Below are 17,752 nucleotides of genomic sequence, written 5' to 3'. Positions count from 1 at the left end.
CCGCGTGCTTGCCGTCCACACGTCGGGCTTCCCATGGATGGGCACGTTGCTTGCTGATCCTTGGCTTTGATGAACGCGCCACCAAAGAGGTGGCCACGGACTTTGGAGGTCAAGCATGACGCATCGAATGAAACTGTCGGCAATCGGGTTTGCGGTCTGCGCGGCCGGCATGCTGGGAACCGCAGCGCCCGCCTGGTCGGCGTCGGGCGGGGATGCCCAATATCGCGAGGACGTGGCGCGCTGCAAGAGCGGCGCGACCGGACAGGACCGCGAGGCCTGCATGCGCGAAGCGGGCGCCTCGCTGGTGGAGCGCCGGCGCAACGGCCTCACCACGCCGACGGATCCGCAAACCAACGCCACGGCGCGCTGCAACGCGCTTCCCGCGGCGCAGCGCCAGGACTGCATGATCCAGATGACGGGGCAGGGCGACACCACCGTGCGCGGCAGTGTCACGGGCGGCGGCGTGCTGCGCGAAACCGTCATCCAGGTGCCTGCCGGCACGCCGGGCAGCACGCCGGCTTCCGGCTACACCACCGCCCCGGGCGGATACACCCAGCCGGCCGCGCCGCTCGCGCCGCCCCCCGCCGTGCCGCCCGCCGGCTACGCGCCCTCGGGCACCACGGCGCCCGCTCCGTACGGCACGATGCCGCGCCAGTGACCGGATAGGCGGGCGGCCGATCCGGTGATCCTCAGGAATGCCGCCGGGCCATGCCTGGCGCCGGACCGAAGGGATCACCGGACCAGCCGGAACCGGTACGCCATTCGAGGAGCATCTTTCTCGTCCCGCGTAGCGGCTGTCCGATGCGGTGGCACGGTGCCGAGCGGTCCGCGCAACCGCCGCCGCCGCGGGCACGGCCCGGCGAGACAGCGTGGCCGCAACGCGGCCCTGCACTCTGTGTACCTTTGCGGAGAATCAAGCCCTATTCCCCGCATAAAACGCGGTGAATATTTGCCGTCTGCGGCCTGCCCAGCAGCATCCCTTTGGCGCGTACTTCGCAAGGCGGGTTTCTGGCAGCGTGTGCCAGGCGGAAAACTGAACGAGCGGCAGGTCAAGGTGCTCAATCGCCTGCTCGGTGGTTTTCAGGGGAAGCTGACGAGCGGCAAATGGGCGGCGCTGACGAAATGCTCGCCGGATACGGCGTTGCGGGACATCAACGAACTGGTGCGGCTCGGCGTATTGCGTCGTTCGCAAGCCGGCGGGCGCAGCACCAGTTACGATCTGGCCGATTGACTCGTACGCCACACCTCACTGCGGCGCAAACGGTGTTCCTGCTCAGCCTGGTGAGCCCGGTTGCTGCAATGCACCATCGGCGGCACAATGGGTTTCGTCCGGTCGTCTTGCACGGACGTGGGCGTGGCATTGGCTGCGCCCCGGAATCCCCATCGAGGTTTGACTCCGCAGGCCGCCATGCAAAGCAAGCTCACCCGGCTGTTTTTCTCGACCGCGCGCAAGGTGGCACGACTGCAACGCAATGCGTTGCGTGCGGGATTGCCGCCGTGGATGGATCCGCTCGCGCCCAAACGAGCGAAGCCCAAGCCCAGACCTAAGCCCGTACCGAAGCCCGTACTGAAGACGAAGACGAAGACAAAGGCGAAGACAACGCCCAAGGCTTTTCCATCCAAGCCGGCGTTGAAGGCCGAGCCGCGCGCGACGTCTCCTGCGCGCACCGCAAAGCGGGCCGCGCCAGCGGCGCGCCATCCGGCGGACGCGCCGTTCACGCCCGACCCGCAGGCCTTCGCCGGGGCCTGGCGGGCGCATATCTACCGCACGCCACCGGTGCCCGGCGCCTGGCCCGTACGGCTTTCCTACTTCGTCTACGTGCCGCCGCGGTTGGCAAAAGGCGGCCCCATGCTGGTGATGCTGCATGGGTGCGAGCAGAGCGCATTGGACTTCGCGTGGGGCACGCGCATGCACCGCGAGGCGGATCGGGAAGGCGTGCTGCTGGTTTATCCCCAGCAGTCTCGGCAGGCGCAGCGACACCGCTGCTGGCACTGGTATCAGCCCGACGCCGCTCACGGTTATGCGGAGGCCGACGCCATTGCCGGAATTCTGCGCGGCGTCGCGGCCGAGTACGGCGTGGATACGTCCCGCATCTATATCGCCGGCCTGTCCGCTGGCGCCAGCATGGCCGCCCTGGTGGCATTGCGCCATCCGCGCTGGATCGCGGCCCTGGGCATGCATTCGGGGGCTGTTCTCGGCGCTGCGCACAGCGCAGCCGAGGGACTGCGGGTCATGCGGCACGGCACGCGGCGATCTCCAGAGCAAACCATGCCGCCGCTGCTTGCGGCCGACAGCGCCTTTCCCGGCATGCCGGCCATCATCGTGCAGGGCGGCCGCGATGCCGTGGTGGATCCGCGCAGCGGACGGCAGTTGCTGGAGCAACTGGCCTGGGCGAACGGCATCGGCCTTGAAAAGCGCATGCCGCCGCGTGAATACGGCGCCGGCACGCCAGGCGCCTACACCCGCACCGAAGCGCTGGCGGGCCGGGACGCGGTGGTTGCGCTGTGCCTGGTGCCCGGACTGGGGCACGCCTGGAGCGGCGGCGACGGCCGGGTGCGTTTCCACGCGCGCCAGGGGCCCGACGCTTCCCAGCTGCTATGGCGGTTTTTCCGGAACCGCCGCCGCCTGCCCGCGCCCGCGTTCGAGCCCTGAATCAGGCAAAATGGCGCCTGTTCACCGCCCGCGCTTTCCCATGTCCGACGTCATCGCCCTGGTATTCGATTTCGACGATACGCTCGCGCCCGACAGCACCTCCGGCTTTCTGGCGAGCATCGGCGTGGACACCGCCAGTTTCTGGAAAGAGCAGGTAGACCCGCTTTTGTTTCAGCAGGATTGGGATCCCGTGCCCGCCTATCTGTACCGGATGATCGAACTGTCCCGCGCCGGTACGCACGGGTTGATCACACGGGAGCGGCTGCGCGAATGGGGCGCGCGCCTGCCTTTGCACGATGGCGTGACCACCGTGTTCCAGCGCTTGCGCGACGCCGTGCGCGAAGTCCAGCCGCAGGTGTCGTTGGAGTTCTACCTGATCTCCAGCGGCATCGGGGATGTGGTGCGCGCCACGCCGATCGCCGATGTGTTCACCGAAATCTGGGCATCCGAATTCGTCTATGGCGAAGATGGCGGCATCGCCTTCCCGCGCCGCATCGTCAGCTTCACCGACAAGACGCGATACCTGTTCCATATCCAGAAAGGCATCATCGGCAAGGACTTCCGCAACAAGCCCTTCGAGGTCAACCGTAAAGTGCCGGAGGATCGTCTGCGCGTGCCTTTCGAGCAAATGGTTTTCGTGGGCGACGGCTATACCGACATTCCGTGCTTTTCCCTGATCCGGCGCGCGGGCGGCTTTGCGTTCGGGGTATGGGATCCGCGTCATCGCGACAAGCGCAGCCGCGCCTGGGGTTTCATCGAGGAAGGCCGCGTGTCCAATCTGAACCAGGCGCGGTACGACGAAGACGCCGAACTCTATCAATGGCTGGAAGAGGCCGTGACCAGCCTGGCGCATCGGATCGCGCTCAAGTCGCGGGTGTACCGTGGGTGAAGCCGGAACGGACATGTCGGCAGCGGCGACCATGGCGGCCATGACGGCCGGCGAGCAGGCCAGATTCGACGAAGCCATGATGCAGCTGGCCCTGCGGCAGGCCGAGGCCGCCCGGCAGGCGGGCGAGGTGCCGGTGGGCGCGGTGGTCGTCGATTCGCAGGGCCAGGTCCTGGGCGAAGGCTACAACCGCACCATCGTCGATGCCGATCCCACCGCCCACGCGGAGATCGTCGCCTTGCGCGCGGCGGCGCGCCGGATGTCGAACTACCGGCTGCCGGGGCTGAGCCTTTACGTGACGCTGGAACCCTGCGTCATGTGCATGGGGGCCATGCTGCATGCCCGGCTGGCCCGCGTCTGCTATGGCGCGACAGATCCGAAGACCGGCGCCTGCGGCAGCGTCCTGGACATCGGGGCCGTGGCCCGTCTCAATCACCATACTTCGTTTCATGGCGGCGTCCTGGCCGAACCCTGCGGGGATATCCTGCGGCAGTTCTTCCGGGCTCGCCGCGCCAAGGAAAGTCCTTTATGAGCAGCAAGCTAGGCATCTATCTGTTTTCACCGTCGTCGGCGGTCAAGGATCCGGAATCGGTGGCGCGGGCCCGCGAGCGCCTGCAGGCCGAAGGCTTCAAGACCGTGGTCGACCGCGCGGCGCTGTCCACGCATCAGCGCTTCGCCGGCACGGATTCGCAGCGCCTGGCCGCCCTGTCGCGCGCCTTGAAGCAGAAGCAGCCCATCGTCATGGCGACCCGAGGCGGGTATGGCCTGGGCCGGCTGCTGCCCATGATCGACTGGAAAGCGGTCGCCGACAGCGGCAAGCGCTTCGTCGGGCATAGCGACTTTACGGCCTTCAATCTGGCCTTGCTGGCCCAGACCGGGGCGGTCAGCTATACCGGCGCGACCGCGGTCGCCGACTTCGGCGGCGAAAAGACCGACGAGCTCACCACCGCGCTGTTCGGCGAACTGATGCGCGGCGAACTCGAAATTCTGAGCTTCGAAACCGCCGACGCGGACCCGGTGGACTGCCGCGGCATCCTGTGGGGCGGCACGCTGGCGATGGTGGCATCGCTCGTCGGTACGCCGTACATGCCGCGCATCAAGGGCGGCATCCTGTTCCTGGAGGACGTCGGTGAGCACCCGTATCGCGTGGAGCGCATGCTGACCCAGCTGTGGCAGGCCGGCATCCTGCAGAAGCAGAAGGCGATCCTGCTGGGCCATTTCACCAACTACCGGCTGGCGCCGCACGACAACGGCTTCGACATGCCGGATGTGGTGGCGTGGCTGCGCAAGACCGTGAAAACGCCCGTGCTCACCGGTCTTCCCTATGGCCACATCGTTTCGAAGGCGACGCTACCCGTCGGCAAGAAGGTCGGGCTGGCGACGGAGCCCGGCATGGTGCACCTGGTCTTGGATGAGCACGACCACGGCGACGCGCATGACGAGGGCGGCGATCACGGGCATTGATGCCGGGCGTCGATCCGGAACCGAAGCACCGGGAGGATCCCGGCGGCCGCGATCAGGGCTGCGCGGTATCGACGACCGGCACTGTGGCTGCTGCGCCGCTCAGCCGTGATATTCTCGGGGGACTGACTCGTTCAGTTCTCATTCAGAATGCCCCGCCTGGGGCATTCTTCCCTCGGAGTATGCATGCCTCATTCCACGCCGCTCATTACGACGATCGTGGGCGGGCTGGTGTTGGCCTTCATTCTGGCCGCCATCGCTGTCCGCCTGAAACTGCCGCCGTTGATCGGATACTTGTGCGCGGGCATTTTATGTGGACCGCATACCCCCGGCTTTACCGCCGATAGCCACCTGGCCAACGAACTGGCCGAACTCGGCGTGATCCTCCTGATGTTCGGCGTGGGTCTGCATTTCTCCTTGAAGGACCTTCTGTCGGTCAAGAACATCGCCGTGCCGGGCGCCATCGTGCAGATTGCCGTGGCGACGTTGCTGGGACTGGGGCTGGCCCATCTGATGGGTTGGAACACCGGCGCGGGGCTGCTTTTCGGCCTGGCGCTTTCGGTGGCCAGCACCGTGGTCCTGATCAAGGCGTTGGAAGAACGCGGCCTGGTCGAAAGCGACCAGGGCCGCATCGCCGTGGGCTGGCTGATCGTCGAAGACCTTGCCATGGTGGCGGCCCTGGTGCTTATTCCCGCGCTGTCGGGCGTGCTGGGCGGCCGGCAGGCCGGCGGGGAAGGGGCCTCGATATGGCCCATCCTGGGCCTGACGGCGATCAAGGTGGCGGCCTTCGTCGCGGTCATGCTGGTCATCGGCCGCCGGGTGATCCCGTGGCTGCTGGAACGGGTCGTCTACACCGGCAACCGTGAACTCTTCCGCCTCGGCGTGCTCGCCTGTGCGCTGGGGATCGCCTATGGCGCCACGACGCTGTTCGATGTGTCCTTCGCGCTGGGCGCGTTCTTCGCCGGCATGGTGATGGCGGAATCGGAATTCAGCCAGCGCGCGGCCGATGAATCGCTACCGCTGCGCGATGCGTTTTCGGTGCTGTTTTTCGTCTCCGTCGGCATGCTGTTCGAGCCGGTGGTGCTGGTGCGCGACCCCTGGGGCGTGCTGGCGACCTTTCTCATCATCGTCATCGGCAAGTCCATTGCCGCATACCTGATCGTGCGTGCCTTTCGCCGCTCCAAGCTGACCGCGGCCACGATTTCCGTGAGCCTGGCGCAGATCGGTGAATTCTCATTCATCCTGGCCGGCCTGGCCGTGGCCCAGGAGATCCTGCCGAAACAAGGCCAGGACCTGCTGCTGGCGGGCTCCATCCTTAGCATCCTGATCAACCCGCTGCTGTTCAACGCGCTCGACCGCTATCGGGTCCGATGGGAGCGCGAGCACCTGCGTCCCGAGGTTCCCGATCCCGGCGTCTGAGCGGGTCTGCGCGCCGGGCACGGCCTGTCGATCTGCGAGGGCGCCTCGCCTTCGCACGCGGACATCCGCAGCTGCGAGCCCGGGCAGGCGCTAGTGGATAATGCCCGCGCCGCCCGGCATGCCGCGCGCGTTGCTTTCCCCCGCATCGGGCAATCCGCGCGCTTCGTTGGCGGGCGGGCACCGGCCCGGCAAGGCCTGCACGAGGACCTTGGTAGCCGCCACCGCGTCGGGCGCGGTCAGCATGAAGGTATCGACCAGCGCCGCGATGCGCATATCCAGTGACTCGGGTTCGGAAAGACCGTGTACGAACCCCATCCGCCACGCCTCCGCGGCGCTGAAGGTTTCGCCGGTCAGCAGCCAGCGGCTGGCGTCGCGCGGGTTCATGGCGCGCAAAACATAGGGTGCGATGATCTCCGGTACCTGCCCCAGCCGGGTGTCGGGCAGCGCGAAAGTCGCTTGCGAGGAGGCGATGGCGATATCGCAGGCGGCGGCCAGCCCCATGCCCAGTCCCATGCAGGCGCCGTGCAGGCGGACGATGGTCGGTTTGGGGCAGCGGAAGATGGCTTCAAGCATGTCCCCGCAGGCGGCTCGGTCCACCTGCGCGGGCTCGAGGCCGTGCCGGGCATCCCGCCCGGCCCAGTTTTCGTCGGCGCCGGCGCAGAACGCGATCCCGCGCGCGGCCAGCACGATCGCGCGCACCTGGCTGTCGTCCGCGAGCGCGCGATAGGTCTCCGTCAGCTCTGCCGCCATCAGCGCGTCGACCGCATTGCGCATGTCCGGACGAGAAAGCCAGACCTGCGCCGCCTGGGGCTTGTACTCGACTTCCAGCGTTTGAAACATAATGGTTCCCTCGTCGAATCTTCCCGCCCCGCGCGGCTGCACCGGCCGAGTGCCTTTGTGACACGGCACCTCCCGCTTCATTACATCCTTGTCTCCCTGCCTTGACAATCCGCGCAATAGCGGGATTAGCCCGGATGGAGCCATCCGCCCGGCATGTCTTGCCCTCACAAGGTACACTGACAGGTTCCTTGCGGCGCCCCGGCGCCCGTTCCCGCTTTACTCAAGATCAACGTGATATCCACCGCCAATCTCACCATCCAGTTCGGCCCCAAGCCGCTATTCGAGAACGTCAACGTCAAGTTCGGCGAAGGCAACCGGTACGGCCTGATCGGGGCCAACGGATCCGGCAAGTCCACCTTCATGAAAATCATCGGCGGCGACCTGGAGCCCACGTCCGGCAGCGTGATCCTGGAGCCCGGCATGCGGCTGGGCAAGCTGCGGCAGGACCAGTTCGCCTTCGAAGACCATCGGGTGCTGGATGTGGTGATGATGGGGCACACCGAAATGTGGGCCGCCATGTCCGAACGGGACGCCATCTACGCCAACCCGGATGCGTCCGAAGAGGACTACATGCGCGCCGCCGACCTGGAAGCCAAGTTCGCCGAATATGACGGCTATACGGCCGAGGCACGCGCGGGCGAGCTGCTGCTGGGACTGGGAATCGGCGTGGAGCAGCATCAGCTTCCCATGCGCGAGGTCGCGCCGGGGTGGAAGCTGCGCGTTCTGCTGGCGCAGGCGCTTTTCTCCAATCCCGACGTGCTGCTGCTGGACGAGCCCACCAACAACCTGGACATCAATACCATCCGCTGGCTGGAGGACGTGCTCAACGGCTACCAGAGCACGATGATCATCATCAGCCACGATCGTCACTTCCTGAACCAGGTCTGCACCCACATGGCGGATCTGGACTATCGCGAGATCCGCGTGTATCCGGGCAACTACGACGATTACATGCTGGCGGCCACGCAGGCGCGTGAACGTCTGACGGCGAACAACGCCAAGGCGAAGGAGCGCATTGCCGAGCTGCAGGATTTCGTGCGCCGTTTCGCGGCCAACAAGTCCAAGTCGCGCCAGGCTACGTCGCGCCTGAAGCAGATCGACCGCATCAAGGCCGAGCAGGTCGAGGTCAAGCCTTCATCGCGGCAAAACCCCTATATCCGCTTCGAACAGAACAAGGTCATGCACCGCCTGGCGGTGACGGTGGAAAAGCTGTCCAAGTCCTACGACTTGCCGGTGATCCGGGATTTCTCAGCCATGGTGGACGCCGGCGAGAAGGTCGCCATCGTGGGGGCGAACGGCGTGGGCAAAACGACGCTGCTGCGCATGCTGGCGGGCGACCTTGCGCCGGATTCCGGCACGATCAAATGGTCGGACAACGCCGATCTGGGCTACATGGCGCAGGACGTTTCCGACCAATTCCTGCAGTCGGACATCAATCTGTTCGACTGGATGAGCCAGTATCGCCAGCCCGGCGATGACGATCAGTCCATCCGTTCCGTCCTGGGCCGCCTGCTGTTCTCGGCCGACGACCTGCCCAAGGCGCCCAAGGTGCTTTCCGGCGGCGAGAAGAACCGCATGACGTTCGGCCGCCTGATGCTGGGTCGCCACAACGTCCTGTTGCTGGACGAGCCGACCAACCACCTGGATATGGAATCGATCGAGTCGCTCCAGTTCGCCCTGGAAAAGTACGAAGGAACGCTGTTTTTCGTCTCCCACGACCGGCAATTCGTGTCCGGGCTGGCCAGCCGCATCATAGAAATCCTGCCGGACGGCCAGATCATCGACTACCGCGGCGGCTACGAGGACTACCTGGCGTCGCGCGGCATCGAAAGCTGATTTTCCTCAGCCGCCGCGCGGCGGTTCCCGGGGTACGTATGTGCGCATTGTCCTTTTCCCGGCAGGAGCAATGACGTGGCCAGTACGCTGGCCGGTCGCCACTCGCACCGCGAGACGATCAAGAAAAGCGTCTTCCTGGCCCATGCCGGGCCCGCGTCCGACGTCGAGGCTGCCCTGGCCTTCATCGCCTCGCATGCCGACCCGGGGGCCACGCACAACTGCTGGGCCTATCGCATCGGGGCGGCCTACCGTTTCAGCGACGACGGCGAGCCCGGCGGCACGGCCGGCAGACCTATCCTGCAGGCAATAGAAGGACAGGACTGCGACCGCGTCGCCGTGGTGGTCACGCGCTGGTATGGCGGGATCAATCTGGGTACGGGGGGACTGGTGCGCGCCTACGGCGGCACGGCCGCGACGTGCCTGCGGCTGGCGCCCAAGCAGGCGATCATCGAAACCGTCCTGGCGACCTGCGCCTGCCTGTATGGCGAGCTGCAGCACGTGAAATCGCATCTGGCCCAGGCCGGCGCGACGATCATGGAGGAAGACTTCAACGCCGAGGGCGTCGTACTGACCCTCGCGGTGCCGCGGCAGGCGGCCGCGCAGGTCGATGCCTGGATCGTCAACCTGACCCGGGGACGATCCAGGCTGCGGACCGGCTAGGGCCCCCCTGCTGAGATCAGACCTCGCCGTTGCCGGCGTCGTGCTTTTCCTGCGCAGCGGCGATTTCCTGGTGCACTTTCTCCATATCGAGCTCCTTGACCTTGGTCAGCAGCTCGTTCAGCTGGCCGGCCGAAAGCGCGCCCGGCTGCGAAAACAGCAGCACCTGTTCACGAAAAACCATCAGGGTGGGGATCGACCGGATGCCCAGCGCGCCAGCCAGTTCCTGTTCGACGTCGGTATTCACCTTCGCGAACGTAACGTCGGGATGCTCTTCGGCCGCTTTCTCGAACACCGGCGCGAAGCCGCGGCACGGGCCGCACCACGGCGCCCAGAAATCGACAATCAGCGTGCCGTCCGGTTGAATGGCTTCCTGGAAGGAATCCTTGGTGAGTTCGACGATGCTCATTCGAAACGTCCTTGCCGTGACTTGCGCGGCGCATGCGGGCCCGCGGGGCCCTGGTTGAAAAATGCCGCACCCTTTGGCACGGGAGAAAGATTCATGGTACCGGGGTGCCGTGGCCGGACGGTGTCATTGCGCAACCGGCACACCGGTTTGAGGCGCTTGCGCGGGCTCCGCCTGCTTGATGGCCGCCAGGATCTCATAGGAGCGCAGCCGGTCGGCGGGCTCGTAAAAGTCGGAAACGATCATCACCTCATCGGCCTGCGTACGGGCGATCAGCGCCTCCAGCTCGCGGCGCACCGTGTCCGGGCCGCCGACGATGGCCGCACCGAGGCGTTGCTGCACTGCCGCTTTTTCCCAGTCGTTCCATACCGCCGACATGTCGCGCACCGGGGGTTGCAGCTGCAGGCGATGGCCGCGGACCAGGGACAGGAACTTCTGTTCCTGCGTGGTGGCCTGAAAACGCGCTTCCTCGTCCGTATCGGCCGCGATGATGGGCACGCCGATCATGGCATAGGGCTTGTCCAGGACCTCCGAGGGCTTGAACAGATGGCGGTACAGCTGCATGGCGGCCATGCCTTCCGGAGAGAAATGTCCCGCGAAGGAGAAGGGCAGGCCGAGTTCCGCCGCCAGCCGCGCGCTGAAATCGCTGGACCCAAGCAGCCAAATCGGCACGTTCAGTCCTTCGCCAGGGATGGCGCGGACCGCTTGCGTGGCGTGGGCCGGGCGGAAGAAAGCGCGCAACTCGTCCAGCAGCGTTGGAAACTCCAGTCCGCTGCGGGGGTCCCGGCGCAGCGCGCGCTGCGTCAGGCCGTCGCTGCCGGGCGCGCGTCCCAGCCCCAGGTCGATGCGGCCCGGGAACAGCGATTCCAGCGTGCCGAACTGCTCGGCGATGATCAGCGGCGCATGGTTGGGCAGCATCACGCCGCCGGAGCCGACGCGAATGGTCTTCGTATGTGCGGCGACGTGGCCGATCAGCACCGCGGTGGCGCTGCTGGCGATGCCGTTGATGTTGTGGTGTTCCGCCAGCCAGAAGCGGTTGTAGCCCAGGGACTCGACATGCCGCGCCAGCTCAACGGTATTGCGGAAAGCGTCCGCGGCCGTGCGGCCTTGCGCGATGGGTGCAAGGTCGAGGACCGAAAACGGGATTTCAGACAAAGGCTTCATGGTGTTCCTCACGCCTACTATTTGGGGCAGTGTATCGGCGATTTCAACCATGAGCCCGAGCAACCTTGCCGGCGGGTAGGTTGTCAGGAAACGGCCTTATCCACGTGAAGCGCGTAGACTCGTTGCCATGATTCCCCTTTCCGGCAATGTACTCCTGGACGAACGCGATATTGCGTTCGGCATGATCCGCGCGCAGGGCGCGGGCGGACAGAACGTCAACAAGGTCTCGAGCGCGGTGCATCTGCGCTTCGACATCCGAGCCTCTTCGCTGCCCGATGCGGTGAAAGCCGCCTTGCTGGGCAGCGGCGATCGACGCATTACGAAGGATGGCGTGGTAGTGATCAAGTCGCAGGCCTATCGCAGCCAGGACAAGAACCGCGCGGCGGCCATCGAACGTCTGGCGGAGATGATCGAGGACGCCATCCGCCCGGTCAAAGCCCGCAAGGCCACGAAGCCGACGCGGGCTTCACAGCAGCGCCGGGTGCAGCGCAAGGTGCGGCACGGCCAGATCAAACAGTTGCGCGGAAAGATTGCCAGCGAAGGCTAGCAGGGGTGCGACTGCTGCCGCCGTGACGCCCACCGATGGCCGGGTCTGGGCGCTGTATCCGCGATCCTTTGTGTTGCTATGTCACGTTCAGCGCGCGGAAGCCGGCGCGCGTCACTGCCATTCGAAGACCGACCGGGCGTGCGAGCCGGGAGCTACCGTCGCGCGCTGCACTTTTTCCGTGCCGTTGTAGGTGGAGCGGATGGTGTATTGCCCCGGCGGAAGTTTGACGAGCATGTAAGGCCCGTTGGTGGTGGCCTGCAGCACCGTCGCGCCCTTGTTGTCGGTAATCGTCACCGGCACGTCGGCGGTGTATACGTTCTGGTCGCCCTGTTTCTGGGCAAACACGAGCGTGAGCGGATAGTCCTTTTCCGCGGCCTTCATGGCGGTGGACTCGTCCAACCCGACTCCGCCCGTCACGTATTGCACATTGCCCTGCGTCTGCACCGGCGGCAGGTCGGCATAGGCGGGCGCCATCGCTGCGCCCAGCACCAGTAGGGCGGCAAGGGCGGTCATCTTGGTCCGATCGAAACGAAGCGTTTTCATCGTTTTTCTCCCATGGTTGAACAGGATGCTTCTTGAGTCTCGACAACAGTGCAACAAGCGCCGGGCGCAACGCCCGTGCCCGTCACGTATCCGGTTGGACGGCGCCGCGCGGTGAAAGTTCTGCGGCAGTGCGGAACCATGGCGGCCGCTTGCGAAATTTTTGATTTCCGTCCAGCGCGCGGACCGCATTACGGGAATGGGTCGGCGATTTCGGTCGTAGACCGTGGCGGACGGCCGGACGCCAGGTTCCAGTTGGACCGGCCTGCCGGCGAGCCGTTTGGCGCGAAGCGCCTTTCATACAGTTCCCCATGGTCCCGCCCGACGACCATCACGGTCGAACAGCGCGTACCGTAGGTCAGGCCGACGATGAAAGGGCTGCTGAGGAATCGCTCCCGTTCCAGGCCGACGCCGGTATCGGGCAACTCGGCGTCTGGCGCCGGCGACCGGTCGGCAAGCGCATCGAACAAGGCCTCGACGTCAGGCCGGGATTGCGTGCGCAGGATCGCCGTGAATGCCGCCTTGACGCGTTCCAACTTGGGCCATGGCGTATCGAGCAGATGGTTGGACAGCGCGTATATGCCTGGAGGAAGGGCGTGGGCCGGTCCGCCTCGGTTGCTGTAGTACCAGGTCTCGTCGCGGTCTCCGACGATCAGGTTGAAGCCGTTGTAGGCCTCGCCAATACGCTGCACATGCGCTGCGTAGTCGGCCGGCGCGGCGTCGCCGCGCAAAAAGTCTTCCACCAGCTTGCCGCGCGATGGCGCGCCAGGCAGGATGGTCATCGGGTCACGGTAGTTCGTCACCAGCGCATAGCGGCCGCCGCGCGTCATCCCCATCCAGGTGCCTCCTGATTGCAGGTCGCGGCCGGCGACGATGCGCGGATCGTCCTGCCACGGCGCCGCAGCGGCCGATGGGCGGGCATGGTACTCGTCGCGGTTGGCGGCGATGACGGCTGGAATGTCCGGCAGGGTCCGGATGGCGAGCACGGCCAGGCACATGGCTGTCCTTGTTCCTCAATCGCCGGCACGGACGGCATCGGCGGTATCCCGCTCTGCCTCCCGCGTGAATGCAGCGGTACGCGGCCGGACGAGCGTCAGATAGTCGCTCGCCCGCATGACAATCGATGCATCGAGCCGCCCCGCATTGAAGACGATTTCTTCAAAACGGCTGCCAAGGGTTTCGTCGACGAGCAGCGTCAGCGCGGGGTTGAATACGAAGGGCGGAATCGCGCCGATCTCGCATCCGGTCAGCGCGCGCGCCAGGTCGCGCGAGGCCAGCGATGCTTTCTTGCCGCCGCTGGCCCGGGCGATGGCGTCCAGGTCCGCCCGCCGGTCGGCGGGAAAGACGGCCAGAACGTGCGTGCGCTGCGTGGACGAGAGTTTGACGCGGCATACCAGGGCCTTGGCGCCTTGGCCCACGGCCGTGCCGCGCAACGCTGCAACGGCTTCGGACCGGCCCTCGGCGGCATGATGCAGCAACCGGTACGCGATGCCGTTTTGGTCGAGCAGGGCCGTCAGCCTTTCGTGCACGGGCGGATTCCAGTCCGGGACGGGGGCCTCCTGTGCCGATACCAGCGGGGCTGGCTGTTGCCCCGGGGTCGCTGGTGCGCATTCCGGCTCGAAAGCCGGTGGGATGTCGGTGCCGATCAAGTCGGACGGCATGGATTCGGAACGATCGGTCGGCGGCATGGGCATTCAGCGGACGGCATCCCCAAAACGGTATTCGTGAGTGAGCGTGTCCAGCCGCTCCTTCAGCGATGGGTCGAGCCTGTAGCCGACCGCCGCCAGGGTGTCGTCCAATTGTTCGGGTTTGCTTGCGCCAAGCAGGGGCGCGGTGATGATTGGATTGGCAAGCACCCACGCCATGGCAAGCGTGGTGAGCGGCACGCCGGCTTGCGCCGCCACTTCGCGCAGCGCTTCCACCGTCTGGAAAGACCGTTCGTTCCAGTAGCGGTCCTGATAGCGGCCGGCGGCCGTGCCAAGCGTGAAGCGGGTGCCGGGAGCCGGGGGGCTGTCGGGCCGGTGCTTGCCCGTGAGCAGACCGCCCGCCAGCGGGTTGTAGGGAATCACCGCCAGCCCCTCGGCCTCGCACAGCGGCAGCAGTTCACGTTCGATCTCGCGGAACAGCAGGCTATAGCGCGGCTGCACCGAGACGAAGCGCGTCAGCCGCCGCAAGTCGGACCGTCCAAGCGCCGTGGCCAGCCTCCATGCCAGGAAGTTCGACACGCCGACGTAGCGCGCGCGTCCGGACCTGACGATGGTATCCAGGGCTTCCAGCGTTTCGTCCAGCGGCGTGCCGGTGTCGTCGGAATGCAGCTGGTACAGGTCGACATAGTCGGTCTGCAGCCGCTTCAGCGATGCGTCGATCGCGTCCAGCAGGTGCTTGCGCGACGCGCCGCGTTCCCATTCCTGCGGCCCCATCACGCCTACCGCCTTGGTCGCCAGGATGAACCGGGAGCGCCGGCCGGTGAGCCAGCGCCCCAGGATTTCTTCCGTGCGGCCCACGGTATCGGGCGTGCCGCCCAGGGGATAGACGTTGGCGGTGTCCAGGAAGTTGATGCCGGCCTCGCTGGCCTTGTCCAGGATGCGGTCCGCCACGCTTTCCTCGGTCTGCAGACCGAACGTCATCGTGCCCAACGCCAGGCGGGACACCTTCAGGCCGGTGCGGCCGAATTGGATCTGGGGGATGGACATCGTGCGTTCTCCGGGTGGCGGGCGCGCCGCGGTTCAGAATCGTGCAAGCCAGGGCGCCCGCGTGTGCCGCCGGAACGCCGGGAATCCGGCCGATTCTACGCCCGATGTGCTGCGGCCGCCGCCGTGACCCTGACGCGGTGTCGGCATGCGAGCGGTCCGGCCGCGGGGCGCGCCGTTCAGTCGTCCAGGCGGTACTGCCGGGCGGTGCGTTCGAAGTCCGACACTGTCTGGCGCTGCCATGCGCCGTCATGCCCGAGCTCCTCGGCCAGGATGCGGGCGACGGCGGGCGCGGCACGCACCGCGGCTGCGCTGTCCAGGAAAAGGGCGCGGTTGCGCCGGGCCAGCACATCCTCGGCCGTGCGCGCCAGTTCATAGCGTGCCGCGAAGCGCACGTGGGCTTCGCTCAGTCCGCTGGCGGGGACCAGCATGTTTTCCGCGCCCGGCAGCGCCCGCAGCGCGGGCAGATCGCTGCCATAGTAGGCGTCCGGCGTCCCGGCGGGGGCGCGCGGGTCCGGCGCGGCGCCCGCGCCGTGCAGCGCCAGGCTTTCGGTACGGCACGGGGCGTGAGGCAGCCGGTGTTCGCGCAGGATGGTGTCCATGACGTCCTGCGCCATGCGCCGGTAAGTCGTCCACTTGCCCCCGGTGACGGTGACCAGGCCGGCATTGGAAACCAGGATGGTGTGCTCGCGCGACAGCGTCTTGGTGGCGCCTTCTCCGGCCGCCTTGACGAGTGGCCGCAGGCCCGCCCACACGCTGGTGACGTCGGATCGGGAAGGCTTGCGGCTCAGGTAGCGGCCCGCTGTGCGCAGGATGAAGTCGACGTCTTCCCGGCTGGCATCCGGCTCCAGCGGCAGGTCGGCGCGCGGGCCATCGGTGGTCCCGACGATGGTGTGCCCGTTCCATGGCACCACGAACAGCACGCGCCCGTCATCCGTCTTGGGAATCAGGATCGCCTTGTCGCCCGGCAGGAAATCGCGCGGCAGCGTCAGGTGCACGCCCTGGCTGGGCGCCACGATCGGCCGGGCGGCGCGGTCTTCCATTCGCCGCACCTCGTCCACCCACACGCCGGTGGCGTTGACCACGCAGCGGGCGCGCAGCACGAAGGACGTCCCGCTCAGGACGTCGCGCGCCGTGACGCCGTCGATGCGGCCATTGCTTTGGTTCAGCCCCGTGACGGCCATGTAGTTGACCGCGACGCCGCCCAGGTCGAATAGCGTGCGGGCCAACGTGACCGCCAGCCGCGCGTCGTCGAACTGCCCGTCGTAATAGAGGATGCCGCCGCGCAGGCGGTGGCCGCCCACTTCAGGCGCAAGGGTGGGGGCGTCGGCAAGCGCCTGCGCGCGCGAAAGCGAACGGCTCGGCGCCAGGTTCAGGCGGCCGGCGAGCATGTCGTACATCTTCAGGCCGATGCCGTAGAAGGGCTGGTCGAGCAGGTTGTAGGCCGGCACGACGAAGCCCAGCGGCCACACCACATGGGGCGCATTGCGGCCCAGCAGACCCCGCTCGTGCAGCGCTTCGCGCACCAGGCTGATATTGCCCTGCGCCAGGTACCGCACTCCGCCGTGCACCAGCTTGGTCGCGCGGCTGGATGTGCCCTTGGCGAAGTCGGCAGCCTCGATCAACAGCGTCCGATAGCCGCGAGCGGCAGCGTCCACCGCGGTCCCCAGGCCGGTGGCGCCCCCGCCGATGACGACGACGTCCCAGGTCTGGGCGGTATCGAGTTGCGCCAGCAGGCGGTCGCGCGCGGGCGGGGTGGTGGACTTCGTAGCGGTGGTCATGGCGCTGCCGTGGAGAATGGGGAGGCGATTTCGCATTGCACGCCGGCATCGCGCAGTACGGCTGCCAGCGGGTCGGGAAGGGGGGCGTCGGTGAACAGCCGGTCGATGCGCGAGACATGGGCGACTTCAACCATGGCCTGGCGCTGGAACTTGCCGTGATCCGCCGCGAGCCAGACTTCACGGGACTGCTGGATGATGGCGCGCGCCACGCTGACTTCGCGCAGGTCGTAGTCGCGCAGGGTGCCGTCGGGCTCGATGCCGGAAATGCCGATCAGGCCGATATCTACCCTGAACTGGCGAATGAACTCGGTGGCGGCCTCGCCGACGATGGCGCGGTCGCCCGGGCGCAGCAAGCCGCCGGCCACGATGACCTCGCAGTCCGGGTTCGCGCCAAGGATATCGGCGACGTGCAGATTGTTGGTAATGACTCGCAGGCCGCGATGGCGCAACAGCGCCCGCGCGATGGCTTCGGTCGTGGTGCCGATGTTCAGGATGAGCGAACAGCCGTCCGGAACCTGCCTGGCGACGGCTTCGGCAATGCGGCGCTTGCCTTCCGCGTTTACGGCCTGCCGCTGGGCGTGGGCAATGTTTTCCGTGGTGGAAGCGCCCGGCGCGCGCACACCCCCGTGAAAGCGCGCCAGCAGGCCCGCGCGGGCCAGCAGGCCCACGTCGCGCCGCACGGTTTGCAGCGTGACGCCGAAACGCTGGGCAAGCGCGTCGATGGAGACGGCTTGTTGCTGGCGGACGGCGTCCAGCAAGGCCAGCTGGCGGGGGTTCAGATCCATATTTCGATCATAAAACAACACAAACGAAAATAGAAGTTCAATTCCGAAGCTATTTGCTTGCCGGCCGAGCGAGAACGAAAGGGGATG

Annotated in this window: 18 protein-coding genes and 1 pseudogene; 10 read left to right on the top strand and 9 right to left on the bottom strand. The window is 66.7% G+C overall.

From position 1 onward, the window contains the following. Positions 1 to 115 precede the first annotated feature (115 nt). The 7 genes and pseudogenes from CAL13_RS12970 (at position 116) to CAL13_RS12940 (ending at position 6,419) form a co-directional block, all read left to right on the top strand. Positions 116 to 658, top strand: coding sequence for a hypothetical protein (locus tag CAL13_RS12970; RefSeq protein WP_086072606.1), 543 nt, complete (start codon positions 116 to 118; stop codon positions 656 to 658). Positions 659 to 988: 330 nt separating this feature from the next. Next, a pseudogene (locus CAL13_RS12965) lies at positions 989 to 1,231 on the top strand (DeoR family transcriptional regulator); the annotation flags it as partial. Between the two features lie 177 nt (positions 1,232 to 1,408). Next, positions 1,409 to 2,653, top strand: coding sequence for an extracellular catalytic domain type 1 short-chain-length polyhydroxyalkanoate depolymerase (locus CAL13_RS12960; protein WP_157664869.1), 1,245 nt, complete (start codon positions 1,409 to 1,411; stop codon positions 2,651 to 2,653). Positions 2,654 to 2,693: 40 nt separating this feature from the next. Further along, the gene (locus tag CAL13_RS12955; protein WP_086072604.1) at positions 2,694 to 3,542 is read left to right on the top strand and encodes an HAD family hydrolase; all 849 of its coding nucleotides are present in this window, start codon (positions 2,694 to 2,696) and stop codon (positions 3,540 to 3,542) included. Positions 3,543 to 3,573: 31 nt separating this feature from the next. After that, entirely contained in the window at positions 3,574 to 4,071 is a 498-nt protein-coding gene (tadA, locus tag CAL13_RS12950) for a tRNA adenosine(34) deaminase TadA (protein ID WP_086073639.1), read from the top strand. Then, positions 4,068 to 5,003 carry an LD-carboxypeptidase gene (locus CAL13_RS12945; protein ID WP_086072603.1) on the top strand — a complete coding sequence of 312 codons (936 nt, stop codon included), beginning with the start codon at positions 4,068 to 4,070 and terminating at the stop codon, positions 5,001 to 5,003. Before tadA ends, CAL13_RS12945 begins: the two co-directional genes overlap by 4 nt. 183 nt (positions 5,004 to 5,186) lie before the next feature. Continuing rightward, the gene (locus tag CAL13_RS12940) at positions 5,187 to 6,419 is read left to right on the top strand and encodes a cation:proton antiporter domain-containing protein (RefSeq protein WP_086072602.1); all 1,233 of its coding nucleotides are present in this window, start codon (positions 5,187 to 5,189) and stop codon (positions 6,417 to 6,419) included. Between the two features lie 90 nt (positions 6,420 to 6,509). On the opposite strand, the gene CAL13_RS12935 is transcribed toward CAL13_RS12940, so the two are convergent. Further along, positions 6,510 to 7,259, bottom strand: a complete 750-nt coding sequence (locus CAL13_RS12935; RefSeq protein ID WP_157664868.1) for an enoyl-CoA hydratase-related protein — start codon at positions 7,257 to 7,259, stop codon at positions 6,510 to 6,512. A gap of 231 nt (positions 7,260 to 7,490) precedes the next feature. Between CAL13_RS12935 and CAL13_RS12930 the strand changes: the two genes are divergently transcribed. After that, on the top strand, positions 7,491 to 9,095 hold the full coding sequence (locus CAL13_RS12930; RefSeq protein ID WP_157664475.1) for an ABC-F family ATPase: 1,605 nt from the start codon (positions 7,491 to 7,493) through the stop codon (positions 9,093 to 9,095). A gap of 75 nt (positions 9,096 to 9,170) precedes the next feature. Beyond that, positions 9,171 to 9,755 (top strand): IMPACT family protein, encoded by a 585-nt coding sequence (locus tag CAL13_RS12925; protein ID WP_086072600.1) that lies wholly within the window; start codon positions 9,171 to 9,173, stop codon positions 9,753 to 9,755. Positions 9,756 to 9,771: 16 nt separating this feature from the next. Here the strand turns inward: CAL13_RS12925 and trxA are convergent, their stop codons facing one another. Continuing rightward, complete coding sequence (gene trxA, locus CAL13_RS12920) at positions 9,772 to 10,161, bottom strand: thioredoxin (RefSeq protein WP_086057755.1); 390 nt, start codon at positions 10,159 to 10,161, stop codon at positions 9,772 to 9,774. A 123-nt stretch (positions 10,162 to 10,284) separates the two neighbouring features. Next, a complete protein-coding gene (locus CAL13_RS12915; RefSeq protein WP_086072599.1) occupies positions 10,285 to 11,322 on the bottom strand; it encodes an LLM class flavin-dependent oxidoreductase in 1,038 nt (345 codons plus the stop codon). Between the two features lie 127 nt (positions 11,323 to 11,449). Here CAL13_RS12915 and arfB point away from each other — a divergent pair, with 127 nt between their 5' ends. Beyond that, a complete protein-coding gene (arfB, locus tag CAL13_RS12910; protein WP_086072598.1) occupies positions 11,450 to 11,869 on the top strand; it encodes an alternative ribosome rescue aminoacyl-tRNA hydrolase ArfB in 420 nt (139 codons plus the stop codon). A 111-nt stretch (positions 11,870 to 11,980) separates the two neighbouring features. Here the strand turns inward: arfB and CAL13_RS12905 are convergent, their stop codons facing one another. From CAL13_RS12905 to CAL13_RS12880, 6 genes are all read right to left on the bottom strand, one after another. Further along, entirely contained in the window at positions 11,981 to 12,412 is a 432-nt protein-coding gene (locus tag CAL13_RS12905; protein ID WP_232462382.1) for a carboxypeptidase-like regulatory domain-containing protein, read from the bottom strand. A 188-nt stretch (positions 12,413 to 12,600) separates the two neighbouring features. After that, a complete protein-coding gene (locus tag CAL13_RS12900) occupies positions 12,601 to 13,407 on the bottom strand; it encodes an NRDE family protein (protein WP_086072597.1) in 807 nt (268 codons plus the stop codon). A 15-nt stretch (positions 13,408 to 13,422) separates the two neighbouring features. Continuing rightward, positions 13,423 to 13,983: a YbaK/prolyl-tRNA synthetase associated domain-containing protein gene (locus tag CAL13_RS12895; RefSeq protein ID WP_420042451.1), complete on the bottom strand. Its 561-nt coding sequence runs from the start codon at positions 13,981 to 13,983 to the stop codon at positions 13,423 to 13,425. 120 nt (positions 13,984 to 14,103) lie between these two features. Next, positions 14,104 to 15,102, bottom strand: coding sequence for an aldo/keto reductase (locus CAL13_RS12890; RefSeq protein ID WP_086072596.1), 999 nt, complete (start codon positions 15,100 to 15,102; stop codon positions 14,104 to 14,106). A gap of 176 nt (positions 15,103 to 15,278) precedes the next feature. Further along, positions 15,279 to 16,880 (bottom strand): glycerol-3-phosphate dehydrogenase/oxidase, encoded by a 1,602-nt coding sequence (locus CAL13_RS12885; protein ID WP_086072595.1) that lies wholly within the window; start codon positions 16,878 to 16,880, stop codon positions 15,279 to 15,281. Then, the gene (locus tag CAL13_RS12880; RefSeq protein ID WP_086057749.1) at positions 16,877 to 17,665 is read right to left on the bottom strand and encodes a DeoR/GlpR family DNA-binding transcription regulator; all 789 of its coding nucleotides are present in this window, start codon (positions 17,663 to 17,665) and stop codon (positions 16,877 to 16,879) included. Before CAL13_RS12880 ends, CAL13_RS12885 begins: the two co-directional genes overlap by 4 nt. Positions 17,666 to 17,752: the final 87 nt, after the last annotated feature.

Origin of the sequence: Bordetella genomosp. 9 (assembly GCF_002119725.1) — a bacterium.
GTDB lineage: Bacteria > Pseudomonadota > Gammaproteobacteria > Burkholderiales > Burkholderiaceae_B > Bordetella_C.
This window is presented reverse-complemented; position numbering and strand designations above follow the sequence as displayed.